This window comes from Bradyrhizobium sp. 482_C4_N1_8 (assembly GCF_052075965.1).
In the GTDB taxonomy this organism is placed as follows: Bacteria; Pseudomonadota; Alphaproteobacteria; order Rhizobiales; family Xanthobacteraceae; genus Bradyrhizobium; species Bradyrhizobium barranii.
Genome location: NZ_CP197231.1, coordinates 3537701 through 3562985, shown reverse-complemented (window position 1 = coordinate 3562985; position 25285 = coordinate 3537701). Strand labels below are relative to the sequence as shown.

At 59.5% G+C, this 25285-nt stretch carries 29 protein-coding genes and 1 pseudogene; 14 read left to right on the top strand and 16 right to left on the bottom strand.

What is annotated here, in order from left to right; genetic code table 11:
• Nucleotides 1–104 precede the first annotated feature (104 nt).
• From AB7Z56_RS16700 to AB7Z56_RS16680, 5 genes are all read right to left on the bottom strand, one after another.
• Complete coding sequence (locus AB7Z56_RS16700; protein WP_135217039.1) at nucleotides 105–815, bottom strand: potassium channel family protein; 711 nt, start codon at nucleotides 813–815, stop codon at nucleotides 105–107.
• A 238-nt stretch (nucleotides 816–1053) separates the two neighbouring features.
• The gene (locus AB7Z56_RS16695) at nucleotides 1054–1311 is read right to left on the bottom strand and encodes a response regulator (protein WP_354102877.1); all 258 of its coding nucleotides are present in this window, start codon (nucleotides 1309–1311) and stop codon (nucleotides 1054–1056) included.
• A 156-nt stretch (nucleotides 1312–1467) separates the two neighbouring features.
• Complete coding sequence (locus AB7Z56_RS16690; RefSeq protein WP_063981920.1) at nucleotides 1468–2106, bottom strand: response regulator transcription factor; 639 nt, start codon at nucleotides 2104–2106, stop codon at nucleotides 1468–1470.
• Nucleotides 2107–2440: 334 nt separating this feature from the next.
• The gene (locus AB7Z56_RS16685; RefSeq protein WP_135217041.1) at nucleotides 2441–2725 is read right to left on the bottom strand and encodes a hypothetical protein; all 285 of its coding nucleotides are present in this window, start codon (nucleotides 2723–2725) and stop codon (nucleotides 2441–2443) included.
• A 694-nt stretch (nucleotides 2726–3419) separates the two neighbouring features.
• Nucleotides 3420–3803, bottom strand: a complete 384-nt coding sequence (locus AB7Z56_RS16680; RefSeq protein WP_063981918.1) for a response regulator transcription factor — start codon at nucleotides 3801–3803, stop codon at nucleotides 3420–3422.
• Nucleotides 3804–4277: 474 nt separating this feature from the next.
• Between AB7Z56_RS16680 and AB7Z56_RS16675 the strand changes: the two genes are divergently transcribed.
• Complete coding sequence (locus AB7Z56_RS16675; protein ID WP_135217043.1) at nucleotides 4278–6149, top strand: sensor histidine kinase; 1872 nt, start codon at nucleotides 4278–4280, stop codon at nucleotides 6147–6149.
• 577 nt (nucleotides 6150–6726) lie between these two features.
• Here the strand turns inward: AB7Z56_RS16675 and AB7Z56_RS16670 are convergent.
• Nucleotides 6727–7347 carry a hypothetical protein gene (locus tag AB7Z56_RS16670; RefSeq protein ID WP_135217044.1) on the bottom strand — a complete coding sequence of 207 codons (621 nt, stop codon included), beginning with the start codon at nucleotides 7345–7347 and terminating at the stop codon, nucleotides 6727–6729.
• A 255-nt stretch (nucleotides 7348–7602) separates the two neighbouring features.
• On the opposite strand from AB7Z56_RS16670, the gene AB7Z56_RS16665 reads away from it, so the two are divergent.
• From AB7Z56_RS16665 to AB7Z56_RS16655, 3 genes are all read left to right on the top strand, one after another.
• Nucleotides 7603–7758: a hypothetical protein gene (locus tag AB7Z56_RS16665; protein ID WP_441256367.1), complete on the top strand. Its 156-nt coding sequence runs from the start codon at nucleotides 7603–7605 to the stop codon at nucleotides 7756–7758.
• 67 nt (nucleotides 7759–7825) lie between these two features.
• Nucleotides 7826–7999 (top strand): hypothetical protein, encoded by a 174-nt coding sequence (locus tag AB7Z56_RS16660; protein WP_167768324.1) that lies wholly within the window; start codon nucleotides 7826–7828, stop codon nucleotides 7997–7999.
• Between the two features lie 272 nt (nucleotides 8000–8271).
• Nucleotides 8272–8535 (top strand): hypothetical protein, encoded by a 264-nt coding sequence (locus AB7Z56_RS16655; protein WP_080586857.1) that lies wholly within the window; start codon nucleotides 8272–8274, stop codon nucleotides 8533–8535.
• A 240-nt stretch (nucleotides 8536–8775) separates the two neighbouring features.
• On the opposite strand, the gene AB7Z56_RS16650 is transcribed toward AB7Z56_RS16655, so the two are convergent.
• Nucleotides 8776–8991: a cold-shock protein gene (locus tag AB7Z56_RS16650; RefSeq protein WP_063981915.1), complete on the bottom strand. Its 216-nt coding sequence runs from the start codon at nucleotides 8989–8991 to the stop codon at nucleotides 8776–8778.
• A 192-nt stretch (nucleotides 8992–9183) separates the two neighbouring features.
• On the opposite strand from AB7Z56_RS16650, the gene AB7Z56_RS16645 reads away from it, so the two are divergent.
• Nucleotides 9184–9351, top strand: coding sequence for a hypothetical protein (locus AB7Z56_RS16645; protein ID WP_167768364.1), 168 nt, complete (start codon nucleotides 9184–9186; stop codon nucleotides 9349–9351).
• Nucleotides 9352–10343: 992 nt separating this feature from the next.
• Here the strand turns inward: AB7Z56_RS16645 and AB7Z56_RS16640 are convergent.
• On the bottom strand, nucleotides 10344–11072 hold the full coding sequence (locus tag AB7Z56_RS16640) for an IS110 family transposase (RefSeq protein WP_441256366.1): 729 nt from the start codon (nucleotides 11070–11072) through the stop codon (nucleotides 10344–10346).
• Here AB7Z56_RS16640 and tnpA point away from each other — a divergent pair.
• From tnpA to tnpC, 3 genes are all read left to right on the top strand, one after another.
• On the top strand, nucleotides 11055–11507 hold the full coding sequence (gene tnpA, locus AB7Z56_RS16635; protein ID WP_144030647.1) for an IS66-like element accessory protein TnpA: 453 nt from the start codon (nucleotides 11055–11057) through the stop codon (nucleotides 11505–11507). The two genes, AB7Z56_RS16640 and tnpA, sit on opposite strands and share 18 nt — an antisense overlap.
• Nucleotides 11504–11860 (top strand): IS66 family insertion sequence element accessory protein TnpB, encoded by a 357-nt coding sequence (gene tnpB, locus AB7Z56_RS16630; protein ID WP_007606730.1) that lies wholly within the window; start codon nucleotides 11504–11506, stop codon nucleotides 11858–11860. The genes tnpA and tnpB overlap by 4 nt, the downstream gene beginning before the upstream one ends.
• A 69-nt stretch (nucleotides 11861–11929) precedes the next feature.
• Nucleotides 11930–13459, top strand: a complete 1530-nt coding sequence (gene tnpC, locus AB7Z56_RS16625; protein WP_283018506.1) for an IS66 family transposase — start codon at nucleotides 11930–11932, stop codon at nucleotides 13457–13459.
• Here the strand turns inward: tnpC and AB7Z56_RS16620 are convergent.
• Nucleotides 13423–13881, bottom strand: a complete 459-nt coding sequence (locus tag AB7Z56_RS16620) for an IS110 family transposase (RefSeq protein ID WP_441256365.1) — start codon at nucleotides 13879–13881, stop codon at nucleotides 13423–13425. The genes tnpC and AB7Z56_RS16620 overlap by 37 nt on opposite strands.
• A 77-nt stretch (nucleotides 13882–13958) precedes the next feature.
• On the opposite strand from AB7Z56_RS16620, the pseudogene AB7Z56_RS16615 reads away from it, so the two are divergent.
• Nucleotides 13959–14256 (top strand): annotated as a pseudogene (locus tag AB7Z56_RS16615) (SOS response-associated peptidase); the annotation flags it as partial.
• A 631-nt stretch (nucleotides 14257–14887) separates the two neighbouring features.
• On the opposite strand, the gene AB7Z56_RS16610 reads toward AB7Z56_RS16615, so the two are convergent.
• The 3 genes from AB7Z56_RS16610 to AB7Z56_RS16600 all read right to left on the bottom strand — a co-directional run bounded on the left by AB7Z56_RS16610 (nucleotide 14888) and on the right by AB7Z56_RS16600 (nucleotide 17006).
• Entirely contained in the window at nucleotides 14888–15157 is a 270-nt protein-coding gene (locus AB7Z56_RS16610) for a DUF3551 domain-containing protein (RefSeq protein WP_283018916.1), read from the bottom strand.
• Between the two features lie 313 nt (nucleotides 15158–15470).
• On the bottom strand, nucleotides 15471–15950 hold the full coding sequence (locus tag AB7Z56_RS16605; protein WP_354076562.1) for a PH domain-containing protein: 480 nt from the start codon (nucleotides 15948–15950) through the stop codon (nucleotides 15471–15473).
• 609 nt (nucleotides 15951–16559) lie between these two features.
• On the bottom strand, nucleotides 16560–17006 hold the full coding sequence (locus AB7Z56_RS16600; RefSeq protein ID WP_187387982.1) for a hypothetical protein: 447 nt from the start codon (nucleotides 17004–17006) through the stop codon (nucleotides 16560–16562).
• 398 nt (nucleotides 17007–17404) lie between these two features.
• Between AB7Z56_RS16600 and AB7Z56_RS16595 the strand changes: the two genes are divergently transcribed.
• Nucleotides 17405–17788, top strand: coding sequence for a response regulator transcription factor (locus AB7Z56_RS16595; RefSeq protein WP_346283375.1), 384 nt, complete (start codon nucleotides 17405–17407; stop codon nucleotides 17786–17788).
• Between the two features lie 793 nt (nucleotides 17789–18581).
• Nucleotides 18582–18830, top strand: a complete 249-nt coding sequence (locus AB7Z56_RS16590; RefSeq protein ID WP_063981910.1) for a hypothetical protein — start codon at nucleotides 18582–18584, stop codon at nucleotides 18828–18830.
• A gap of 179 nt (nucleotides 18831–19009) precedes the next feature.
• On the opposite strand, the gene AB7Z56_RS16585 is transcribed toward AB7Z56_RS16590, so the two are convergent.
• A complete protein-coding gene (locus AB7Z56_RS16585; RefSeq protein WP_135217019.1) occupies nucleotides 19010–19348 on the bottom strand; it encodes a hypothetical protein in 339 nt (112 codons plus the stop codon).
• Between the two features lie 246 nt (nucleotides 19349–19594).
• On the opposite strand from AB7Z56_RS16585, the gene AB7Z56_RS16580 reads away from it, so the two are divergent.
• Complete coding sequence (locus AB7Z56_RS16580; RefSeq protein ID WP_063981908.1) at nucleotides 19595–20233, top strand: response regulator transcription factor; 639 nt, start codon at nucleotides 19595–19597, stop codon at nucleotides 20231–20233.
• Between the two features lie 239 nt (nucleotides 20234–20472).
• Here the strand turns inward: AB7Z56_RS16580 and AB7Z56_RS16575 are convergent, their stop codons facing one another.
• Together AB7Z56_RS16575 and AB7Z56_RS16570 are read right to left on the bottom strand one after the other, a co-directional pair.
• On the bottom strand, nucleotides 20473–20673 hold the full coding sequence (locus tag AB7Z56_RS16575) for a hypothetical protein (protein WP_283017265.1): 201 nt from the start codon (nucleotides 20671–20673) through the stop codon (nucleotides 20473–20475).
• Between the two features lie 2053 nt (nucleotides 20674–22726).
• Complete coding sequence (locus tag AB7Z56_RS16570; RefSeq protein WP_135217021.1) at nucleotides 22727–22984, bottom strand: hypothetical protein; 258 nt, start codon at nucleotides 22982–22984, stop codon at nucleotides 22727–22729.
• 419 nt (nucleotides 22985–23403) lie between these two features.
• Between AB7Z56_RS16570 and AB7Z56_RS16565 the strand changes: the two genes are divergently transcribed.
• Together AB7Z56_RS16565 and AB7Z56_RS16560 are read left to right on the top strand one after the other, a co-directional pair.
• On the top strand, nucleotides 23404–23610 hold the full coding sequence (locus tag AB7Z56_RS16565; protein WP_187387981.1) for a hypothetical protein: 207 nt from the start codon (nucleotides 23404–23406) through the stop codon (nucleotides 23608–23610).
• Nucleotides 23611–23867: 257 nt separating this feature from the next.
• Entirely contained in the window at nucleotides 23868–24617 is a 750-nt protein-coding gene (locus tag AB7Z56_RS16560; protein ID WP_245328587.1) for a recombinase family protein, read from the top strand.
• Between the two features lie 233 nt (nucleotides 24618–24850).
• On the opposite strand, the gene AB7Z56_RS16555 is transcribed toward AB7Z56_RS16560, so the two are convergent.
• A complete protein-coding gene (locus AB7Z56_RS16555) occupies nucleotides 24851–25261 on the bottom strand; it encodes a hypothetical protein (protein ID WP_187387980.1) in 411 nt (136 codons plus the stop codon).
• Nucleotides 25262–25285: the final 24 nt, after the last annotated feature.

Sequence of the window (25285 nt, the reverse complement as noted above, 5' to 3'; positions counted from 1 at the left end):
GGAGCGCCGGCGTTGACATAGATCAACCGAGTGTTTGCCTAGCGACGCGGGGAACCTCACAGGACGCGAGTGCAGCGCACACGTGTCGGTGCAGCTCCTGCGGCTCAGGCGGTAGGGGTGGGCTTACGCGCCGAGCCGGTGCTGCTGAGCTCGAGGGTAACGAGCCTCGCCAGAAGGGTCGCCGGATAAAGCTGACCGATCACGCTCTCGATGTTGCAGAGACTTCGTGCCAAGGGATGTACCGGAACGATGTCTCCATACCCGGTTGATGTAAGTGTGACAAAGCTCATGTAAAAAAGCGATGCGGCGACCGAATGATCGTCCTCGAAAGCTATTCCCTTGATTGCGTCGGGAGCCGCCAGCCCTACAAACAGGAACAGCGTTGCAAAGGCCACCGCAATTAAAAGGTACAGAAGGATCGCTCCGATAATTCGGTGATATGTAACGAGACCTCGCCTGAATACGGCCTGAAGCACGACAACACCTAACGTGCAGGCGATGACCAGCCATGCGCCGGCCAAAATGTGAAGGTGGTACGGTACTGGGTAGTAAATGCGCAGGAAGAATACGGCGACGTTGAAAACGAGCGCGAGCGACATCAGAACGAGAGCAGTCGGATTGTTGGAGATGATCACCATGCTGACGATGATCGCTAGCAACAGGCCATCCGCAAACAGGTGAAAGGCGGTAATGCCCATTGCTTGTAGCGGGGCGAAGACAAAAATCAGTAATGCCAGCACTCCCGTGAGCACCGAGAGCAGCCAGTCAATGCGTTCTCCGCGCAAACGGCGCAGCTCGCTTACGGGCGTCTTCATCGATGTTCCTAAGGCCTGGCGCTGACCGCAGCGCTGCACCTTTGTACAATTCAGGACGAAAGTTCAGTCTCGTTGACCTAGATCAAGGGAACGGGAGCAAGCCCAGGCGCGCTCAGTGAATGGGTTAGTGGCCTGCCGCAGCCTGTTTGAGCGGCTCGATCAGCTCGTGCGCTGAGAACGGCTTAGTTAGAAATGCGACGCATCCGGACCGCAGTGCGGCCTCGCGAACGGAAGGAATCTAATTGCCGGTGATGAAAATGACGGGGACCGCAACGCCGTTGGCTTTGAGTTGATGCCGGAGGTCGATCCCCGACCCCCCGTTGAGGTTGATGTCCAAGATGATGCAGAGTGCGTTGGCGATGTCGGCGTGCTGCTCCAGCTCTTCGGCAGACGAGAAGAGGATTGGTTTGAAGCCATGCTGGCATAGCAGCCGATTGAGGGCTCGCAGCATTCCGGGATCGTCATCGACCACCAAAACAGGGTCGCTTCTACCCATTGGATTGCGCTCCGATGACAAGCGGGAGCGCACCGGCTCTCTCAGTCACCGATGGTAGCCGCTGGCGACCCAGTGATGACGAGAACCAATAGGCATTCGGGAGTCTGACACAAGTGTCCCATAGGCCAATAACTTGAAAAATGGTTGAGAATTGGCCTAGGCCATAGGTCCGCTATTAGGCTTATCGCCAATGACACCGACTCGTTCAGCAACCGCCACAAGTTCAGCCAAGGTCCGAACCTGCATTTTCTCCATGACCTGCTGGCGGTGGGCCTTGATGGTGCGTTCGGTCGTACCCAAGATGCTGCCGATCTGCTTATTGGTCTTACCGGCAACGATGAGTTCAAATACTTGCCGCTCCCTCGGCGTTAGTTTGGCGATGAGGGCGCGAACAACATCCAGCCTGGACTGTTGCTCGCGGAAGCCTCGGTGGCGTGCGAACGCCCGTTCAATTGCAGTAAGAAGGCCGTCGGACGTTACCGGCTTTGTCAGGAAATCCTCCGCGCCCTCCTTTAGGGCGCGCACCGTGAGCGGAATATCGACATGACCGCTGACGAATATGATCGGCAGCGTCGAACCGAGTTCGTTTAATCGCTTTTGCAGTGCTGGACCGTCGATGCCAGGTATCCGTACGTCGAGGAGGATGCAGCTCGGAACACTGTCGCTCGGCAGTCGGTCCAGCAACGCCTGTGCTGACGCATAGACCGCGACCTCATAACCGGCGTGCTTCAAATGACGCTCCATCGCCGTCAGAAAGGACGGATCGTCGTCAACAATATGCACAAGCCCCTGCACCGGTCCCCTTTCGTTGCAAAGAGGGTACCGGGCAATTCAAAGTGTGTAAGTATCGTTTAACGCTCATTTGGGGCATGGCTGATCTGTCAGTCCGAACGCGACTATGCAGTTTGTGCCAACCCGATGCCTCGCTGACTGCCGTCCCGTCGCCTGACGTGATGACAATGACCCGGCGATGCTGCCGGCAACCTTGCCCAGACCGGAGTTACAGGCTGTGTACCCCAGCGGCTGGCCTCCGTTGCGTTTGGGTCCCGCATTCGCGCAATTCAGCACTGGGGTCCTCTGAGGGGCGTGTGTATGTGGGGGGACCGCGCGACGGCAGCATTTGAAGACATTAGCATTTTTGGTTTTCCGAGTTGCGTTTCGGAGACGATTTGCCCGGTGTTTCGCGCGCTGACCTCATGAGAACCGCAATGTCGTACTTCGAAATTGCGAAGCTGTTCGGATCGACCGGCGCGGCGAGCGGGGCTCGATCAGCCGCCGCATGAGCCATTTCGCGGAATTGCTGCCGCTCAAGGCGCAGCGCCGCCCGCAAGCCCGCTTGGAAAAACCGTTCGCGCTGGGATGGGTTGAGCCGCGCCCAGCCCCGCATCGTTGCCTCGAACAGATCACGCGGCATCTCGCGGCCTTTCAAAAACGAGAATTCAGCAAATGAAACTCAAAAATCGAGAATTGCAAAGATGCTGATCGTTGACGACCGGCGGCACTGGTGGAGGAAATCCGGCCGGGGGCGCGACAGTCCGCGCCAGCGTGTCATCACCGAGACAGTCATGCCATTACGTCGCTCACCGGGGCAAAGCAGACATCCGCCGCAAGGCCGGGTCGTCCGATCTTGACCCCAAGCGGTCGTTTGATTTGAATCAACACAAACTAACTGGCATCTCCTTTCTTGCTTGCCTGATGGGGCAGTCAGAGCACAAGAGATTCAAGCTCACGCCTGCGGTTCGTCGCGCGATGATCGCGACCAATGACCAGAAAGTGTTCGCACTTATGGGCCGAACGGCAGCGCTTGGAAGAGCGAGCGCAATGGCGTCTCGCCGCGCGTGCTCTGGAAACTCCTCGCGAACGAACTGATCGAGGACGAGCCACAGACGGCCGTCACGACGGCTGCATCCACAACCATCCGCACGCGCCTGAGTAAGGTTGGGCTGATCATTTTGAAAGCGAGCTTAGACGGGAAAGCATGAGGCGGCCAAAGATCATAGGCCAACGTCCTCAATCTAGTAAGTAACGCACGGAGGGACCCCCCGGACGATCAACGGCCATCCGGCGTATGTTGGCACTCACCATCGCACCGGCCACGGCTCACGCGATCATGTGTCCTCTGCCGGACGCTGGCGAACGCGCTGTAGGTACTGCGCCAGTGCCGTAGCGGAGAATGGCTTGGTGAGAAACGCGAGGCAGCCGGATCGATGCGCTGCCTCGCGAAGGACGGGTTGGTCGTTTCCCGTCATGAAGATGATAGGCACCGAGACGTTTGCCGCCTTGAGACGGTGAGCGACCTCGATGCCGGAAACCTCGCCGATATTGATGTCCAGCAGGATGCAGGCGGCTTTGTCAAAATCGTCGTGCTTGGTGAAAGTTTCCGCCGAGGGAAACAATAAACTGGTATAGCCGAGGGACCGCAGCAGTCGCCCCAAGCTTTGCAATAGCGTGACGTCGTCATCAACGACGTAAACACAGTTTCCCTGCGACATGCGTTTGCTCCATTTTCATGGTTCCCGCCACAGACGTACTTTTTCCTCGGTGTGCCAACGTCCAAATGGACCATCAGTTTCGATTCCGACGGCTTGGAACTCTTTGCACGCCGCGCGGTCGCTTTTGGCCATTACGCTGTGCCTGACAGCCGCCTCAGTTGGCGGCCTCTTTCATGTTCGGGGGTAAAACTGGGATGTCGCTCATTTGCCCAAGGGGGACCTGCTGAAGGCCAGCCCGAATGTCCGCTTCTTGCCGTGAGACCTTGGCCGCGTCGCCGCCTCCGTTGTGCCCGTCTCGTCATCCACGCAATCTGTAGCGGCTTGCCTGGCCCGCGCGGCCCGCACGCGGTCCAAAGGACAGGAGCCTTGTGATCCCTAGCAGCCGCAGCACGGCTCACAGCGCCGGTTTTGCCTATTAATCGTTTGGTCGAGCCGCTACGGTATTCGGACTGCGGACTTCGGAGTAGGACGGGAATGCTTTTCTGGACTGCTGCTCTATCTTGGCGATCTTTTTGCGCGCGGACCCTCATCGCTGTGCTGGCCGTCGCATTATTGCTGGCGATGCAGGGCCAAAGTCAGGCGGCTGATCCAGAACCCAAGCGGGTAATGATGCTGCATTCATTCGGTCTTCGCTTTAGGCCGTGGACTGATTATTCCGAAGCCCTTCGCGCCGAGTTAAGCCGACGGGCATCCATTGAGTTTCAAGATCACTCGCTACTGAATGCCCGGCGAAGCAGCGACAAATCAGACGCTCCATTCGTCGAGTATCTTCGCACTCTTAATATTGACCAGTCGCCCGATCTGATCATCGCCATCGGCGCGCCTGCGGCCAATTTCGTGCAGGCCCACCGCAAAGACCTCTTTCCAACGACGCCCATGCTGTACACTCTGGTAGAGCGACGCCGCGTGGACTTCGATAAATTGACCAAGTACGATACTGTCGTGGCGATCACGAACGACGATCCTGTTTTCTTTGAAAATATCCTGCACGTCCTGCCTCAAACAACGACCATCGCCATCGTTGTCGGTGCTTCGCCGAGCGAAACCTGGTGGCGCAACGAGGTCGCCAAGTCCACTGCGCGGTTCGCGGATCGTGTGCGATTTCGATGGTACAATGAACTTTCCTTTGAAGAGATGCTCAAGGATGCGGCCAACCTTCCGCCACACAGTGCGATTTTCTGGATTGGGTTGAATGTCGATGCGGCGGGAGTGGCGCATGAGGGTAACAGTGCGTTCGCCCGGTTTTACCGGACAGCCAACGCACCCATCTTTTTTCACGACGAAGCCTTTTTTGGAGAGGGCATCGTTGGTGGGCCAATGCAGATCGTCGCCAGACAAAGCAAGCAGGCGGCGGAAGTCGCGCTCCGCATCCTTGACGGCGAAAATGTTGCCGACATCAAGCCGACGTTTGTTCAACTGGCCGCGCCTATGTTCGACTGGCGGCAAATGCAGCGGTGGGGAATTGCCGAGAGCAATCTGCCGCCCGGCAGCACCGTCTATTTCCGAGAACCAACCGTCTGGGAACGGTATTGGTGGCAAGTCGCACTCACAGCCACGATTATTCTATCGCAAACCGCGCTGATCGCCGGTCTGCTGCGCGAACATCGTCGGCGTCAACTTGCCGAAGTGCAGTCGCGGCAGCGCATGACGGAACTGGCGCATGTCAACCGCTTCTCAACGGCTGGCGAATTGACCGCGTCAATTGCCCACGAAATCAACCAGCCGCTCGGCTCTATTCTCACCAATACCGAGACGGCGCAGGCGATCTTGAAGTCTCCAAATCCGGACATCGACGAAGTAAACGAAATCCTTGATGACATTCTAAGGGACGACAACCGCGCCACCGAAGTCATCCGGAGAATGCGCAGCATTCTGAAAAAGGCACCGTTTGAGCAGAAGCAATTTGACCTCAACGAAGTCGTGCGTGAGACGATCAGTTTTTTTTCAGCGCTGGCGGTTGGCCGGAAATTCCAATTAGTCAGCGCGATCACGCCGGATGCGCTTCCGGTTCTCGGCGACCGCATTCAAATTCAACAGGTGATCTTGAACCTTGTCGTGAACGGGATCGACGCGATGAAGGATACGCCAATCGAAGACCGCATCATCAACATCCGGACTTCGCGCGTCGAAAAGTTTGCCGATCTATCCGTGTCTGATCGCGGCCATGGCATTCCCGAAGACAAACTGAAAGAGATCTTCGAGCCGTTCTACACCAGCAAGGCGGAAGGCATGGGTATGGGGTTGTCCATCGCGCGCACCATCGTGGAAGCGCACAATGGCCAGTTATCGGCGAAAAATCGGGATCACGGCGGCGCGTCGTTTAGGATCAGGCTTCCTCTTGTCTGATGCTCACCAAAGGGTGAATAGGACCACGACCACCACAGCCACGCTGAGAACGATGGTGGCGTATCCGATATAGCATGCTTGCGCCGCTAGTTTGTCAAAAAGCACTACGGCCCCAGTCGGAGGAGAATGACTGGGGCCGTCGGGGCTAGAGTTTAGTACCGCGCTGGTACCTCCGATCATGGCTCAATGACCGAGCCACGACAATTGTCTCGGGGGACATTGTCCTGAGGTACAAGCGACATCGAGACCGTGGTCATCATCGCCATAATGCGGCAAGCGCGGCGCCGGAAGTCAGGCCGAAGTTGCATGGGAACCGGATTATCCGCGCCTGTGGCCGGTGACCCATGGTCGAGCCTGACCACACTGCGAGGCTGGGATAGACGGACGCCAGCACATGACGGCTCGCGTGATGAAGATCAGCAAACGTCGTGAGTATCGCCGCAAGGTGTAGGCCAAGGCCATCGCGATGAAGGGTGGCCGGTGCGAGCAGTGCGGCTTCGAAGATGAACGGGCATTGTGCTTCCGTCACATCAGACCTGTGCGACGTGGCCGCAACGGACTGCGCAAGCAGGCTCAGTCATCGACCAAGTCGCATCTCGCTGTTGTTCGCGGTGAGGGCAAGGGCGTTCTCCTGCTGTGCGCGAACTGCTCCTGCATCGACACGGCGCGAGACTGGACGTTGAGCGTCAACATCAAGCGGACCGCGAAGCGCGCGTGACAGTCGGTGCGAGTGGATGGGTGCGCGCTCAAGTCCAAATTTGGACCGGTTCGCCGTTGGGGTCCTCTGAGGCGGGTGAGTTTGTGGGGGGACCGCAGAACCCCACGTCTCGATCGTATCTAACCCGGGTGTTATCCAGATTGCGTTGCGGAAGGGTTTTTTGGGGCGCGCCGACTTCATGAGCAGCGCAATGTCGGTCTTCGAAATTGCGAAGCTGGCCGGATCGACCGGCGCGGCGAGCGGGGGTTCGATCAGCCGCCGCATGAGCCAAGCGCGGAATTCCTGCCGCTCAAGCCGCAGCGCCGCCTTCAGGCCCGCTTGGAAAAACCGCTGGCGCTGCTGCGGGTTGAGGCGCGCCCATCCCTGCATCGTGGCTTCGAACAGATCAGTGCGCCGCATCTCGCGAGCCTTTGAAAAGCAGATGCGGCAAACAAACATCGAAAAACGAAAAACGCAAATATGCTGAAGGGGCGCGGTCACGCGGTCCCGGCACCAATACCCCTTATCGGAAGGACCCTAACGACCTGGGGAGGGTCCGCCTTCTCTCGATGCTCCCCGCCAACGTCATCTCGACGCGGCGGCGCATGGGTGCCGAGAACACGGCGTTGGCGCGCGCGTCACGTCGCGTGGGCCACGCCACAATCAGCCCAAGCGTTGATCTAACGCAAGCACCTCCAAACTGGGTTCCGATCCCATGGATCCTATCTGCTCGCCTACATCGAGAGGAGAACGCAAATGAAGTGGATCATCCTGTTGTGGACGTCCTTCGTTTCTGTCTTGATCGCGATTTATGCCTATGCCTGGCGCGACATGCTCAAGGCCAAGCGGGTTGTGCGACCGTACATCGACGACATTCCGTTTCGGCCTAATCGCTATCGTCAGAGCGACTGACTTAAAGCGAACCAACCGGGCGCGGACAGGCGATCGATCGCGGAGGGCAACCAACGGAGCATGGCTGATGATGGATAAAATCCAACGCGCCATTCTAGAAAATCAAGTCATCCTTGCCGAAGCGCTGTGGATGCTCCTGCATTCGCAAGGTATCAGTTCGGACGCAACGCTTCAGAACGTCTCCGCCCGCATCAAGGCTACGCGGAAGCTGCTCGAAGAACACAGCGAGGAGAACCCTTAGCGCGGCGTCGCCTCATCACCCGTCGAGCGCGGCAGCACGTCACCGCAACGGCGACAGGCGGCCCACGGCACCGCCAAGGCCCGGCAGAAGGCCGTACAGTGCGCCGCCAGCGCCGGGCCATAGGACGGACACCGGGAGGGGCAACAGTGCACAGACCCCTCGTTGATCTACGTCAACGTTAGCGATCCTTTAGCGCTCACGCTATGTTCAGCCGCACCTGAGGCGGCTCCCGTCACCTTTCAGTGACGCAAGCGCGAAGAGGGAGGTCCAACATGCATCCGGAGAAGCGTCTTTCGATCAAGTCAGCGACTGTTGCCGGGATTGCTGCTAGCGCCCTGTTGGGGCTTGCAGGTGTCACTCTCAATCCAGCGCCAGCCCAGGCGGTCGTGTACTGCCAGTACGTTGAATATCCGGTGGGTTGCGTTGCCCGGGCAGGCGTCGTGCTGAGGCCTCGTCCGGTGGCGCGCGCTGCGGTCCGTCATAACGCCGGTGGCAATGCAAATGGCGGCGTCAATCGCGTTGGGGCGGGGCGGTAAAGGCTTGTTCGCGGTCACGAGCGAGAAAGAAGCCGTCACCGCTTCGTCCCGGTGGCGGCTTTTTTATCGTCCCGACGCGGACAGGCGACCGAATAGCGAACGGGCGGGACATCACAGCCACGTGGCGGCGACTTTTTGGAACCAAGTCAATACATGCGCAGGAGCTGCGGCGCACGTGCGCCGCAAGGGCTATGCCGATGGCCGCAGGCAACAGATCCAATGTCCGGCGCGGGCAGCATTTCAGGATGAGATCACGAGGTTGACCGCCTTGGGGCCTTTGCCCTTCTTGTCCGGTTCGACCTCGAATGTAATGCGCTGTCCTTCAGTCAAGTCCTTCAGTCCGGCCCGCTCGACTGCGGTGATATGAACGAACACATCACGGCCGCCGTCATCGGGATTGATGAAGCCATAGCCACGCTCTCCATCGAAGAACTTGACCGTACCAACCATGGACATCGCGAAACCCCTCCCCCCGTATTGTAGGCTCGCCATGAAAGCGGACGACCTATTCTTCGCCGAGCCAAACCGAAACGCTTTCTAGGACAGCGCGCCTGACCGGCAAATTGCCCTTAGGGACAATTGCAAGCTTCGGTTCGGTCGCCTTTTATGGGCGCGCGAATGGCGTCGCGCAGGGACAGGGAGGCGCTCATGGGGTCGATGGAAGAGTTCATCCACTATGCGAATTTGATCATCGCCAAGCGGCAGCTTGCCAATCCGAGCATCACGGACAAACACCGGCGGATGCTCGCAAGGCTGGTCGCGCAGGAGGAAGCGAAACGCTTTCACGAAGAGGACGGCGGTCACGCTGAATGCTAGTCCGTTGCCTTTCCCAAATTTGCTGGCTATCGCGTCAATTTTCGCTCATCAGGAGTTTTAGCATCGCATCGCAGGCAGCTTCGGCCTCGTCGAAAGTTTTAAAGGGCGAGCCGGTGATCCTGATCGCGCTGCGGCCTTCATAAACAGGACGCCACGACGCCAGATAACCGGCGCGTCCGTGAAAGCCGGGACGGCAGGGCTTTCATAGCTGATCACGAAAGAATAGCCGTCGCTGTTCGCGCTCCATATTTCCATCTTCTCGACGGCACGCTCGAACTGCAGGGGCATGGCTGTTCACGAGTATTCAAGCAATTCCCGAAGGATCCAAGTCTTTAAAAATTCCCTCCCGGCGTGGTCTGAAGAAGTCGTGCCGCACCGATGGCAATTCAGCTTGCCTATTCACTACAGGGCTTGATCTGGATCAAGCTGCGAGCACCTGCAGACGCTCGTGCCTGTTGGGCCGTCACGCTATCCACCGCAATCTGTGGCGGCTTGCCTGCCCATCGTGTCCGGGCGGAGTTGCTTGCTATCTCTGCGCCCCGCGATATTCTCGATGTGTATCTGAACACTAAGCGTGATCTGTTGGTTGTGCGCAATGGTCTGCCAATTCCTGACGCGTCAGGTAGATGGCGTAAGAAGAAAAAAGTAGCGAGCGTTAGCGAGGACATTAAGCTCGCCGTTGAGAGGCAGGGCTACTACATGCGGAAGCTAACGGACTTCAACAAGTGTTAGTCCGCAAAGCGCATGTGCAACCTCTTGTCTGATTGCGGTTGCTGGCACAAGGGTTCAGCTCGTTACCGACAGCCTGCGAGGCTCGCTCTTGTCTACGAGGTCGACGTTCATAGCCGCCTCACGATGGTAGTCCGAAGATCGGGAGCTGCTATCTATTAGGCGCGTGCTGCAGGCCCAGAGGTTGCAGCGCAGTCACCCCGACCTCGTCCTCGCAGGACGTCGTCCCGCCTTTTCGGCGGATCCGCTGAATTGCTAATTGATCATGCGGTCGCCTCCTCGCGGGTCCATCGGAACTCGCTTCCATCTGCCCAGATCCGATGCATCACGATCGCTAATTTTCGTGCGACTGCTACGACCGCTCGGCGAAGGCCGCGTCGCTTGGCCACCCTTACACCCCAAGCTTTCAATGCGGACCAACGCTTGGTGCGGGTTAGAAGTGCAAGCGCTGCCTGATAAAGTATGGTGCTGAGCATCACATCGCCACACCTCGAAATAGCGCCATTCCGATCGGTTTCCCCAGATGCGTATTTGCGTGGCGTAAGGCCAAGATGCGCGCCAACATCGCGGGAGCGTTGAAAGCGATCCGGGTCATCAATGGTTGTTAGAAACGTGATTGCCGTCAGTGCACCTACGCCCGGTATCGTCATGAGCCGCTGACATGTCGGTTCGCGGCGTACTATTTCAAGTACCATCTTGTGCAGGACGCCGTACTGTTCACGCAGCGCGGCTCGAGCCACAAGCATTGGGCGCAGCATCGCCGCGAGTCGTGGATGGCCATCTGTGAGTTCATTAGTCTGCTGCTCAAACGTCGCTTGAGGTATACGACCAGATAGCTTTAAGCCGAAGACGCGTAAGACGCCGCGAATTTCGTTCTCGATATCGATCTGCTTGATCGTAAGCGCTGTTTCGGTCCCACCTTCCATTGAAGGCGTCGAGCGAGGAATGATCGATCTCTGATTGGAGATCGGCTTGTGTCTAAGCTTGAACATATGCTTGAGCCCAGGACCTCGGTTCGTCTGGTCGAGGTCATCACGGAGAGCGGCCGACGCCGGCAGTTCTCGGCCGACGACAAGGCGCGGTTCGTCGAGGAGACGCTGGCCCCGGGAGCCGTGGTATCGGAGGTCGCGCGGCGGCACGGATTGTCGCCGCAACAGCTGTTTACGTGGCGCCGGCAAATGCGACAGCCGGTTGCGATCCCTGTGGCTCCCGAGCCGCAGACGTTCGTGCCCGCTGTCGTTACCCCATCGTCCACGCCGCCGGAGCGCTCACCGCGGCAGCGCCGACGCCTCCGGAAGGCGCTCGAGGGCGCCGAGAACAGCAGCATCATCGAGCTCGAGATCAACGGCGTCGCGGTCCGGGTCGGCCGCGGCGCGGATGCCGCGACGATTGCGGCCGTGATCCATGCGCTGAAGACCTGCACGTGATCGGTCCGACGGGCGCGGTGCGGGTGATGGTGGCGACCAGGCCGGTCGACTTCCGCAAGGGTGCCGAAGGGCTCGCGGCCCTGGTGCGTGAGAGCATCCAGGCCGATCCGTTCTCCGGCGCCGTGTATGTGTTCCGCGCCAAGCGCGCCGACCGGGTAAAGCTGATCTATTGGGACGGCACGGGTGTGTGCCTGTTCGCCAAGCGGCTTGAGACCGGTTCGTTCTGCTGGCCCAACGTGCAGGACGGCGTCATTCGCCTGACCGCGGCGCAGCTGTCAGCCTTGCTCGAAGGACTAGACTGGAAGCGCGTCCACGCCGCGCGCGAGACACCGTCGCCGATCCAAGCGAGTTGAACTGCGGCACAGTGAATCAGTATGCATGTCGCGCTCGCGGGATGCCGCGACGCATGGTGTAATCGCATCATGGCGACGACGGCCGACACGCTTCCGGACGATCCCGGCACGCTCAAGGCGATGCTGCTGGCCGAACGGGCGCGCGCCGCGCGGCTCGAGCAGATCATCAAGGAGTTGCAGCGTCATCGCTTCGGCCGCCGGGCCGAGACGCTGCCGGAGGACCAGTTGCTGCTCGGCCTGGAGGAGGTCGAGCAGGTCGAGGCGAGCAGTGATGCGGCGACCGATGCAGCCAATGCTGCCGAGCGATCGAGCCGAGCCGCACGGCGCCGCAGGAACAGAGGAGCGTTGCCGGCGCATCTGCCGCGGGTCGAGATGCTGGTCGACCTCGACGATCACGCCTGCCCGTGCTGTCAGCAGGCGCTGCACCGGATCGGCGAGGATGTGAGCGAACGACTGGATATCGTCCCGGCCCAGTTCCGGGTCCTAGTCGTAAGGCGGCCGAAGTATGCCTGCCGGGCCTGCGAGACCATGGTACAGGCACCGGCGCCAGCGCGGCTGATCGAGGGCGGGCTACCGACCGAAGCCACCGTGGCGCAGGTACTCGTCGCCAAATATGCCGACCATCTGCCGCTGTATCGGCAGGCTCAAATTTACGCCCGCCAGGGCCTCGAGCTGGATCGCTCGACCCTGGCCGATTGGGTCGGGCGGGCAGCCTTCCTGTTGCGGCCGGTGCATGAGCGACTGCTCGCGAGGCTGAAGCAGTCGCCAAAACTGTTTGCCGACGAGACCACCGCCCCGGTGCTCGATCCCGGACGCGGCCGCACCAAGACCGGCCAGCTCTGGGCCTATGCCCGCGACGACCGGCCCTGGGGCGGCACGGACCCGCCCGCCGTCGCCTATGTCTACGCTCCCGATCGCAAGGCCGAACGGCCGATCGTCCACCTCGCGGGTTTTGCCGGCATCCTCCAGGTCGACGGCTATGCCGGCTATCGGGTCCTGGCCGAGCGCGGTGACGTAGAACTGGCGTTCTGCTGGTCCCATGTGCGCCGGCGCTTCTACGAACTCGCCGCGGCCGGTCCCGCACCGATCGCCAGCGAGGCACTCGAACGTATCGCCGGGCTCTACGTCATCGAAGCCGAGATCCGCGGCCGCACCGCCGACGAGCGTCGCGCCGTCCGCCAAGAGAAGAGCCGGCCGATCGCCGACGAGTTCGAACCCTGGCTGCGCGCCAAGCTTGGTCTGATTAGCCAGAAGACCAAACTCGCGGAGGCCGTCCGATATGCGCTGTCGCGTTGGGACGGGCTGACGCGCTTCATTGCCGACGGCCGCGTCGAGATCGATTCCAACGTCGTCGAGCGCGCTATCCGCCCAATCGCGCTCAACCGCAAGAACGCCCTGTTCGCTGGCTCGGACGGCGGCGGCGAACACTGGGCCGTCATCGCCTCACTGATCGAAACCTGCAAGCTCATCGGCGTCGAACCCCACGCCTATCTCGCCGACGTCATCACCCGCATCGTCAACGACCACCCGAACAGCCAGATCGACGAACTGCTACCCTGGGCCTATCTCGCTACCCAAGAACGCTGGCGCGTGGCCTGAGAACATCGCTTACGCTTGATCAAAAGCGTCTTGCGATTGTTGAGAAGCATTCGTAGCTCCTGGCTCACGTCACCCTTGATATGAACAACGGTGTACCAGCCGACCCGCATTACCTGTGCAATGGCGCGAGCGTCGTTTCGATCGGTCTTAATCGGCATCGTCTTAGTCACGCCACGCAGTCTTCGGGGATCGATGCAGACTGCGTGTAAGCCGGCAGCACGCAGTTCGCTGTACAGCCAACGAGCGAGACCACCAATCTCAATCCCGATCTTGACAATGGGCAATCCGCTTTCGTTGAGCCAGGCACCAATAGCCTCCGGTTCCGAAAGTGCCTTGCCCTCGCGAATGACGACGCCATTCTCGTCCACAACACAGATAGCCGTCTCCTTTAGCGAAACATCCAGACCGACATAGTGCTTCATGTTCCCGCTCCTGCTGCCACCGGCTCGCCGGCTTCCCTTCCAGGCTGAGCCTTTCGAGCAGCAACCGCAATCACCCCATCTACAGCATCACCACAAACCAAGCCGCGATCATCGCCCTATTCCGCGTCGTCAACCGCTATGTCGGCAACCTCGCGCCGATGCCGGTCGTGTTTCCGGATCACCCGGTGGTGCGCAACACCGACACGGGCCGCGAGCTGGCCATGATGCGCTGGGGCATGCCGCCGCCACCAAAGTTCGGCGGGCCACCGGTCACCAACATCCGCAATGCCGTCACCGCACTGGCGAGCCTGGCTGAAGCCGGAGAACCGCGGCCTTGTCCCGGCTAACAGCTTCTCCGAGCAACGTCCGCTGCCGGGTGATGCGCTGAGGATCGTGGCGCGTGGCGCCGAAGGAGGACTAAGGCCGTCAAATGAAAGTCGCCGTCGATCGACCTTACCGATCCCCAAAAATCTGCCCGCAAGAGTCTTGAGATCGCTACGCAGTCCAGCTCGGCAAGCGCGCGGCATCGCCGATTAATTTCTTGAAGCCGAGCATTTCAGGCGCTCTAGGTACCGTTTTCTGTCCGCGGCACCCGCCAGGAGATGTTCGGCAATTTCAAGTGCCGAAGGCGACTTCCGCTGATGGAAACGGACGTCAAGCAGCACCTCGTCCAACGCGCGGCGCAATGTGGCTATCGTGGATGTATCGTAGCTCATGTCGGTCGTGTAGCCCGCGCTGACAACAGTGAGATGGCTGCCAAAGGACGCCAGGTCCGTTTGGCCTCTTTACGGCCGCGGTCACACTGAAGATCAAGAATTGTCCGGATTTTATACCCGTTCAGTCGTTTGGTTGTCGCAGATCGATGCACCTACAGCGCCGAAGGCCTCCAGCCGGCGGATTTTGGCTTCGGCGCCAGCGTATGCGGCTCGTGCGAGATCGGATCGAGGGGCGGGCCTCTCCGGGGGCGTCGGCCGCCTCAACCCGAGTCGTCGCGCCCCTGTCCGATCTAGTAGGCGCGACGAGGCCGTCGATAGGCTGGTTCCCGTGGCACTTGTGCGTTCGCAAAATATGGATTGGTAACGCACATGGCGGAGAGGCCCGATGCATTGGCGTGGCACTGCGCCATCGAGCTATAGCCGCAGTAGAAAGTTTCGCCTCCGCCCCAGTACCAACGTTGTAGGCAGATCGGTGCATTCCCGCCATATGTTTGGGCCTGAGTTGGTGCGGCGGTCAAAACCGCGATCGTTGCCCAGATCGCCAAAGCTGGAATGCGCATCAGAATTTCCTTACGGATCGACGCCATCGCATCAGCACCTCGAACCAGACAAAGCCTATTGCTTCAGATCAATTCACATTCGCGCCGACAACATTGCTGGGCCGGAGAAACTCGCAATGCAGGATGATGCTTACTGTCAGTCAATCGGTGCTGCCAAAGGCACCCCACAATATACGAATTGTCGACTGACGGTAACTCAGCAGCGCGAAGACAAACATAATACAGCGTGGGCAGCAGCAATCATATCGGAAGGGAACAATTCCGACGGGAAGCATGCTTTTTGTTGGGGGCGGGTGTCAAACCATGCCGCGATTTACGTGCCAACCGGTCTTGTCGTGATGGCGCTGCGAAATGCGAGAGGCGAATTAACGGTGGAAATGGTTTGCGTACCCTCGCCGACGCCCTGAATGGTGAGGTCGCCATAGTTCAAAAGGCGGCCAAGAACGCTTTGATTGACATCGACGCTCTCAACTTTGTCGAGGCTCATCTCAAAGGTCCGCCTCTTGATGAAACCGGTCTTGTGGACGACCCGCATGTTGGTAACGTCGGTCTCGGTGGTCCAGCGGTGGAACCAAGCCGTCGCCGTCCAGTACAATGCCGCAAGCCCAGCGACCGCCGCCAATACCAACCAAACCAACGTCAGCGCGTCGGCGGCGGCCAGGCGCCACAGCACCAGAAATGCGACCGCCGCGATCCACGCCCCGATTGCAGGCAGAAAGTACACCCAGTGTTCGTTGGTCGAATACAGCACCCTTTCGCCAGGCTGTAGGATTTCGTCAATATAGCGCCCCATACGCCTACCCTGAGTTTACCTATCACCGCAGTAATATGCGCCATTTTAAACCGAGACAGACCTTGATCTATCTCAAGCCTTCCAACGGCCAGCGCCGGAAACTCGCGTTGCTTTCACACGAGAGCCGGACCCATCTCCTGCCGTGAGAAGTCGGGAGGTTAGGGACGGTTAAGGGAGGTGCAGAATGATTAGGTTGATTGCTATTGCTGGCTTCGCCTTATCGGTCGCAGTATCGGCGCAAGCCATGACACCTGCGCCGATTACTCCTCCGCCCAACGGCATGATCACGGAAGTCGCTGCTGCCTGCGGCGCGGGTAGGACACGAGTTAACGGTGTGTGCGTCGCAAGAACGACCGTCCGCCATACCCGTCGAGCCGTCCGTAGATGTGCGACCGGAATGACTTGCTAGCGCGCTGATGGCTTAAGCGGTGCAACCATGAGGGCTGAGACGACCCGAAACTGTCCCTAGCGGCATTCTGCGCTCAATGTTGCCCGAAGCCGCTGAAGGAGCGGCTGCTGGGTGTGATGGTCGCCGCACATGATCCAGATTAACGCTGTCGCTCGACTGCCACCAAAAATGGCGCATGGCATTTAACCCAAGACGGGTATTCACCGTCGAAGCGGCGGGGATCGCCACCCTCGTTCCCAGCGTGGCTGCGCTCTCCGTCGTCCTGTTTTGGTAGGTTCAGCCAAGAGGAAGTCTGATCCGGAACATCGCGCCGCCGTGATCCCGTTTTTCTGCTCATACTGCCCGCTGTGCGCTTCAAAACAATAGTGCGCGGCGATCGACAACCCCATGCCCATGCCCTCCGTCTTGCTGATGAAAAACGGCTCAAACACCGCTTTCATTTGTCTTGGGAATGCCCGAGCTGCGATCCGAGACAGATAGCTCGGCAATGTTATCGACGGCGCGAAGTCCGGATGCTGATGATGTGGTTTTCGGTAGGCGTCCTTCATCGCGTCCATCCCGTTCACAACAAGGTTCAGAATGACTTGTTGAAGTTGAATATGGTCGCCAAGGATCGGAAGCGCATCCCGCGTGATCATGTTCGCCATTTTGAAGTTCCGGCTAACAGCCAACGCGGAAAAAAATCTGATCGTCTCTTCCACAACTAAAAGCATTCCCGTCCCGCCCCAAGGGTCCCCAGTCAGTCCGAGTACCGTAGCGGCTCGACCAAACGATGAACAGGCAAAAACGGGTTGTTATCAGCCCGTGCTGCGGCTGCTAACGAGCAGGAGGCTTGTGGACGGCGTGCGCTCGGACGGGACTGGCCGCGCGGAACAGGCAAGCCGCTACAGATTGCGGTGGATGACGTGCCCGCCTACGCCATGGGCAGCGCGAGATGTTCCAAAACGAACGATTGCCGCCTAGTTGACGTGGATCAAAGCCATCGTTTTCCGACTGTTGCTAACGATGGCGTATCGCATTTGACCCGCGAAGGGATTTCTCATAGATGGCCTGCATGCCAGAGCGGGGTCTTGTTCTTGTCGTCGATGACGACGCCGGAATGCTGCGGAGTGTAACGCGACTGCTGCGGCAGTCTGGCTACGAAACCTTGCTATTTCCTTCGGCGGAAGCCTTCTCAAATCACAACGATTTCGACGGGGTGACCTGTGTCATTCTCGACATCGACGTGGGCGGCGTTTCGGGTATCGAAGTGAGGCACCGTCTCAAAGCAGCGAACATTTCTGTGCCAGTCATCTACATCACCGGGAACGACAGCCCAGCCGTTCGCGCGGCTGCGTATCAATCCGGGTGCCTCGCCTATCTGACAAAGCCATTCTCGGCGAATTCGTTGATGGAGCCGCTGCATAGGGCGGCGACGGGGTTGGCGTAGCGCGCCCACTATCCGACGGCTGGCACGGTTCGATGAAAGCCGGGAGGACGCCGCCGCGCGGCGAGACCATGATGGCTGTTTGGGCGGGGCTCAACCACTACTCCTCGTCGTCTGGCCACACCAGCACGACCTTGCGACCGAAGTGATCCGCCAGCGCGTGAGCAAGATCGTCTATCCTGTCAGCTTCGTCCCGCTGATCGGCTGACACTTCTGCTTCTGATTTCGGCACTTCCACGATCCCCCTACTGCGTCCCCGGAACCGAAAATCGTAGGTCTCCGTGATCGCTCTAATTATGACGGTCGAGGGAACAACCGCGCATTTCCAGCCGGTGTGACAAATCTGCACGGTCGCCGGGGCCTCCAGACCTTCCAATGGAGCGGCGCGCCGCTCCGCTGCCGGTCAACGATTGGGCCAGCAAGCATCACCGCGACCGCGACCACAACGGCGATCACGACGATGAAGATCAGTGGCTCGGTTGCGCAGCCTGATCGCCTGCCACCGGATTTGCAGTACCGCCGGTCGTCAACGCCACGTCAGCATCACCGCGCCCGCGATGGTGATCATCACCGCCAGCAGCATCAGCACCTCAAGGTTGGACATGGTCCCCATCGGGATCACTCAAGGTTTAGAAGCGACTTCTAAACTCGTCAGCCCTGCTCATCCATGCTTTTTGGGTGTCCCTTAGGGCACAGGACCCTTCCGCCGGGGTGCGCGAACCGCGCCCCTTCAGCCTTTGCAATTTTCGATTTTTGAGTTTCACTCGCCGAATTCTCGTTATTAAAAGGTCGCGAGATGGCGCGTGATCTGTTCGAGGCCACGATGCAGAGATGGGCGCGGCTCAACCCAGCGCAGCGCGAGCGGTTCTTCCAGGCGGGCCTGAAGGCGGCGCTGCGCCTTGAGCGCCAGGAATTCCGCGAATGGCTAATGCGGCGGCTGATCGAGCCCCCGCTCGCAGCGCCGGTCGATCCGGCCCGCTTCGCCATCTCGAAGGCCGACATTGCGCTGCTCATGAAGTCGGCGGGCGAAGCACCGCTCGAATAAGCGTCCGCTATCAGACAGTTTCGCGGCGTGCCGTCTCCGCAACGCAATCTGGATTTCGTCCGGGTTGAATACGATCGTAGGGCTCCGTTCTGCGGTTCCCCCACGAATTCACGCCCTGAGAGGACCCCAGCCCCGATGGCGTCCCGCAAGAGGGTCCCTCACCGTCACCGCATCGACTGTCACGCGCGCTTCGTGCTTCGCTTGATGCTGACGCTCAACGACCAGTCCCGTGCCGTGTCGATGCAGGAGCAGTTCGCGCACAGCAGGCGGGCGTCCTTGCCCACACCGCGAACATCAGCGAGATGCGACTTGGTCGATGACTGAGCCTGCCTGCGCAACCCGTTGCGACCACGCCGCACAGGTCTGGTGTGGTGGAAGCGCAGCGCCTGTTCGTCGGCAAAGCCGCATTGCTCGCACCGGCCACCCTTCAGCGCGATGGCTCTGGCCTTCACGTTGCGGCGGTACTCTCGGTGCTTGCTCTGCTTCATCACGCGGGCCGTCATGGTTGCTGGCGGCATTCTATCCGATCCTCACCACGTTGATCAGGTAGTAACACCACCTCTAGCCCTCGCGACGAGAGGAAGTGGCATCGCGCCCGTCGTTAACGCTCCCTTCACCATGTCCGAGCATCATCGGTCCCGTCCTTTCTGGGACACGGTGTTGCGTGCGTGAGCGAGAAGGAGCCGTCACCGGGGCATCGGTGACGGTCTTTCGTCGTCTAATGCCCGAAACCTAGACCCATTCGTCCGGGGAGAACTCGATCTGTGCCGGGGCTCATCCATCTCGTTGACGACGACCAGTCATTCCGGACGGCGATAGAGCGTCGCTTGAAGCAGGTCGGGTACAGCGTGGCGACCTACGCTTCCGCCCAGCAGTTGCTCGACCGGCTACCGAGCGATAACGAGCCAGGCTGCATCATTCTCGACGTGCAGATGTCCGGCTTGGACGGTCCGGCTCTGCAAAAGCGGCTGAGCGAACTCGGGTCATCGCTGCCGATCATTTTTCTCACCGGCTATGCTGACACCCCGACCATCGTACGGACGCTGAAGGCGGGTGCGCACGACTTCCTCACCAAGCCGGTACAAGGCGATGAACTGCTTCGCGCCATTGAGAAGGCGCTCGCACATCAGCAAACATGGCGCGATCAGCAGAGCGCCTTGGACAGCATTCGCGCTCGCCTCGCGACGCTGACGCCGCGCGAGCGGCAGGTTTTCGAACTGGTCATTCGCGGCAAACTCAACAAGCAGATCGGCCACACGCTGGGAGCGACCGAGCGCACCATCAAGGCCCATCGCCACATGGTGATGGAGAAGATGCAGGCTCAAAGCTTGCCCGAGTTGGTTTCGATGGCCGAGCGGATCGGCATTTTGAACGACCACAACCGAGACCGACCAGCGAGCTAATTGGTCAAGATCGCGCGCCCAGCGTCATCGCCAGATCAGAGATACGATTGACGCCACACCAAGAGCGGCGATTGCCCAGATCAAAGCATTGATCCGCAAGAACTGACCGCGTGTCATGATGCACCTCATGGAGGCCTAATGGCGAAGCAGTTCAGCCGAAGAGCGGCAAGGCGACGATAACGGGCGTCCCGCCACCCACCATGGGACCACGGGAGGTTCGCGCCGTCGTCATCACTGTCTCAATCTTCCTTTGGCTGCACGTCGTCGGGGTACACGTCTGGCGGTTGGACGGTCACTGGCGGGGATAGCTCGCCAGCTTCGTCTTTAAGTTTGGAGGCGGCTTCAATAAGCCCGACAGCAACAGCCGGATCGGAGGTGGCCTTTGCCATTTTGAGCAGCGCCGCTGCCGCTTCGCGCGCGTGGTAGTGGTTCTTGGACAAGGTACGCCAGCCCCAAAGTTTGGCGCACTAACGCTGCAGCCTGAGTTTCCGTTCCGCAGCGAAAGTATAAAAGTGAACCGAAGAAAGCGGATTCGTCAGACACCAAGGTCACAGGACGGCCCGAACAACCCCGCCAGCGCCCAAGAGGGCAATCCGGTCGATCGCATGCGCGGACTCGCAGGGGACGCCCTGGTGGGCGTCTGTCCCGTCGCACATGTGAAGACGCGCACGGCCCGCAGACGTACCAGAGCGCGTCCCAAACGCGTTAGATCGCGTCCCTGAGAGGGATCAGTGCCTGAAGATCGGGAGGTTGCAACCACAGCCAGAAGCCCTGCGATCTTTCCTGTGTAAAGCCCGTGCGCGCTGTTTGTCTGGAACGTATATCGCTGGCGGCCTCGCCGTCGAGAAACGTCGCTTGAGAAATACGATAACCAATTGAAACAACACGGTCTTTCTGATTGATCCGAATTATCGATCGACATTGTTGCAAAAGTCGAAAATCGAACAACCGTAAAAATCGCGAAAGCTAATCTCAAGGCCTCTCCGCTGCTGCAGCGGTTGTCAGTGCCATTATGGAGATCGGGGATCGATTTTGGATCAGTTGATATGGTCCCTCACGTCGGCGCCCGCAAAACGAATTAGTGGTTCTAAGAATTTTTGTTCGACGCACCAAAAAGAGTTTTGCAACAATATCCTCCGGAAGCGGACTCCAATCTGCGCATTGAGTACATGCCCTGCCTACTTGACCCATCCCGGTCGGGGGTCTTCGGCTTCAGGCTTTGCTTCACCGGTTGTTCACTGGCACCTTTGCTACCCGTCGCGAATGTTACAGTGTCTTCGTCGCAACACCTCTTTTGTTTCATTCGGAGGAGCATACTTTGGACTCGCGCTCCGATTTGCTCGGTGCAAGCTTTGCGATGGACCGGGCGGGCCGATTGAGCAAGCAATCAATACTGAGGAGCCCGGCAATCCCGCAGGGCGCGAATGCTCTGCGGGAATTCCGGTAGTCGGAGAGGCAAACAATGACGTTCAGGTCGTTGCTCATTCTCGTCGCCATCTGCTTTTCGACAACAGCGCTCGCTCAGAGCGCGTCCCCAAAGGTAGGCAACAGGCCGGCGGTTCAGGCAAAGCCGAAAGAGCAGACCGGCTGCAAACTCGTTGGAACGGTCCGAGGCACAAAGCTATGGGCCGGTGATTGTGTAGGAGTTGAGCTGCTCAAGGGCACGACGGAAACGACCCCGCCCGATCAGAAGGAATGAAAGCGGCCCCGGCGGGGGCTGGCTTCGCGCGGGGCCGCTCACTCCCCTGCACGCAAATCTATCGTAACTGTAAAAGTTCGCACCAGGCACGCCATCCTGGCATGGGCGCAAGTGCATGAAATTATGGAAGCAGCGCTAACGCGATGAAGACAACGATGCTTTCACGAACGGCCCTCTTGCGCGAAGTCCGCTTTTCCAGCGTGCAGCTCGTTACTTTAAGTTTCCGGCAGTCGATACCAGCGCGTGTCACGAAACGGTCGCATGGAACTCTTAAGCGAAATTAAGACTTTGCCCGAGTTTTGGTTAGCGAGTGTGGTTTCCACGCTACGGCCGCTCCGCCTTGTCTCATCTACCAATACAGTTGGAGTCGCAGGCATTCCTGCCTAGCCCCTTCGGGGACAACGGAAGCGGATTTGAGGAAAGCAATGAAGAAGATTTTGGTAAGGGCTATTGGCGCAATGGCGCTGGCGGCTAGAAAAACCCTGGCATGCCGCCGACAAAGAACACTTTCTTGAATTTGACGTTGATGTCGAACGCCGCGCCGCCACCATCTGCGTAGATGCGGCACTATACGGACCGCCGTTGTACACCACGTTCTCAACGCGCTTATCGCCTCAATATCTAGCCGCCTTACCGGAGCGAGCCAAGGCAGTCGGCGATTACTGACCCGGCCGGAGCTACAGGCGGTTGGCGGGAGAGACCTTTGTCGGGGTTCGTGCGATTGTCGACGACGACGCGCGTCGGCCGCAAGCCACCACGCCCAACCGTTGATGTCCAGTTGTGCAATCGTCGATTTACGGAACTTCGCGGCGCGAGATGCGCATTTCCAAATTGGCGCGCGGGATCATCTGATCTGCAATCGTGAGGGCCGGACCATGCGCAGCAAGAGTTTCAAAGGTCTCGGGCTGATATTGACGACCAGCCGCGTCAGTTATGTACACGTCCCAACCCGCGTCGTGAAGCGCGAGCGCGCGCTCGACTGCTGAACGAGAATTAATTCTCAACGTCTGTTGGACGTTTCCGTCTTTTGACGAGTGGATCGTGAAGGTCAAGGCTACCTCCTCGCTTCCCTGCGGATGGAGCCCAACACATCGAGCAAACGACAACAAGAAAATTGCATCTCGCAACGCGGCAGCTGACTGAGCAAGCGCAAAGCACACTATTCTTGCTCGGCATACAGTCGTTCGGATGAAGAGCGATCCGCCGGGCGCTCCGTAAGTCTCCAGCGCTGTCTCGAGCGCGGGACCTTCCACGCCCACCCTCGCCGCCCGTGCACTTAGCAACCCAGCGCGGTAATAGCGTATCTTACGTCGGGCGGGCGCTTTTTGTGCTAGGGTATGCGCGTGACGCGCAGCGCCGGACGCCGCCAACAGGAGGGGGAGGTTCACCCCGCACACCATTGCCGCGAAAGAAAATCCCAACTGATCTGCGGTCGCTCGCACGGGGCCACACCGCGCTATGTGTCAAGGTGTTGGCTGGGATCGTCAGCCAAGAGACCGTGCCACCGGCGGCGCGCGTGGCGGCGGCAGGCATCCTGCTGGATCGCGGCTGGGGTCGACCGATCCAGCCGCACACTGACGAGGATGGCGGGCCGATCCGGGTCATCATCCGCCAGATCATCGATTCCGGCAGCGAAGCCGAGCCGCTGCTGATCGAACATGAAGCTCTGAAAAAATAGGCCCTTCGATCAGCCTGCACCTTGTTGCAATCGAGGTGATTAGCACAGGGCATTCCGCCCTGAGCACGGGCGGAATAGTCGGCTTGTGCTACCCCTGACCATTGGACATCGTTTGCTCCGTTGCTTCCAGAAGGCTATTTGGCGACCACTCATGCGTTATTTCAGCAGGCCAGTGGGTAGCCCCTAACCACGCTGCCCCTCTGTGAATCTCCGGCCGCCCATGGCGCGGCAGGTGCGCCTCCTCGTGTGTCGGCTATTTGCAAAACACCAATACGTTCGATATGGTGTTTTGCAAATGCAGGCAGGACATGGTCAGACACGACGGCAAGTATGTCAGTTACCTCAGAGTTTCGACCGGTAAGCAGGCTCGATCTGGCCTAGGCCTCGAAGCGCAGCGCACGGCGGTCACCACATGGCTCAACGGCGGCCGCTGGAAGCTGGTCGATGAAGTCGTCGAGATCGAATCCGGCAAGAGCGACAAGAACCGGCCGGCATTGCAGCGGGCACTGGATGCTTGCCGTCGCTACAAGGCTAAACTGATCATTTCGCGGCTTGATCGTCTGTCGCGTGATCCGGTGTTCCTGCTGAGCCTACGCGATGCCGGGATCGATTTCGTCGCGCTCGACATGCCGGAAGCCAACCGCATGATGGTCGGTATCATGGCAATGGTCGCCGAACAGGAGCGCGAGGCCCTCAGCCAACGCACAAAAGACGCGCTGGCCGCCAAGAAGGCGCAAGGCGTCAAACTCGGCAATCCGCGCCCGGAAACGCTGACCTTCAACGATCCCGCCGCCGCCGCCGCCGCCGCCGCCAAGTCCGGTGCTGCGGTCCGTGAACAAGCGGACCAGTTCGCCAAACTGATTCGTCCGATGTTGCAAGGCGAACTCGCCGGGCTAAGCGCCAACGCCAGCGCACATGAACTTAATCGTCGCGGCGTTCGCACCGCTCGTGGCGGCAAGTGGACGGCGCGCGCGGTCATCAACGTGCGCAGTCGCCTCGCAGATTGAGGCCCACCTCCCGTGAACGGATCGGAATCGTTCAGCGGGGGGTGGGGAGATACCGGGGTATAGGTCCGGATTTGATCAGGCTGGGACTCCGGTACCGGTCATTGAAGCTTGTTTTCGCCCACAGTTGATTGCCCGACGGTGGCCGCCGGTCGGTAGGAAATGAATGCGAAAATCGATGCTCCGCTCGGGTTGTTACCGGGGGCAATATGCCCCCCGATCAATGAACCAAAGGTTCAGAACGGCGGATCGTCCTCAAACTCCATCTGACGCTCGAGGCCGCGCTTCGCGAGGCAGATGCCACGCTGAACAATATCGAACGGGACATCCCCAAACTGCGATTCAACGATGTCGGAGATGACATTGTCCAGCGTCGCCCCCGTTCGAGCGCGCTCTTTCAGCAGTGCATCACGGATGTCCCGTGCCGTCATTGGCCGACGCGATCGGGCCAGTTGGTCATGTTCCAATTGCAAATCGGTCGCCGCGCTGCACAGGCGCCGGATAGTCAGCACCAACACCGCTTCGCATTGCGAGGGCTCCATGTGATGCTCAAGCTTGAACTTCAACCAATCATCCGCCGCAAACCAAGGGGGGCTCGCGGTGACGCACATGTTATACAGTCGCCGAGCGAGATCGGTAGTGTCCATGGTTTTGTCTCCTAGGTGTTGCCC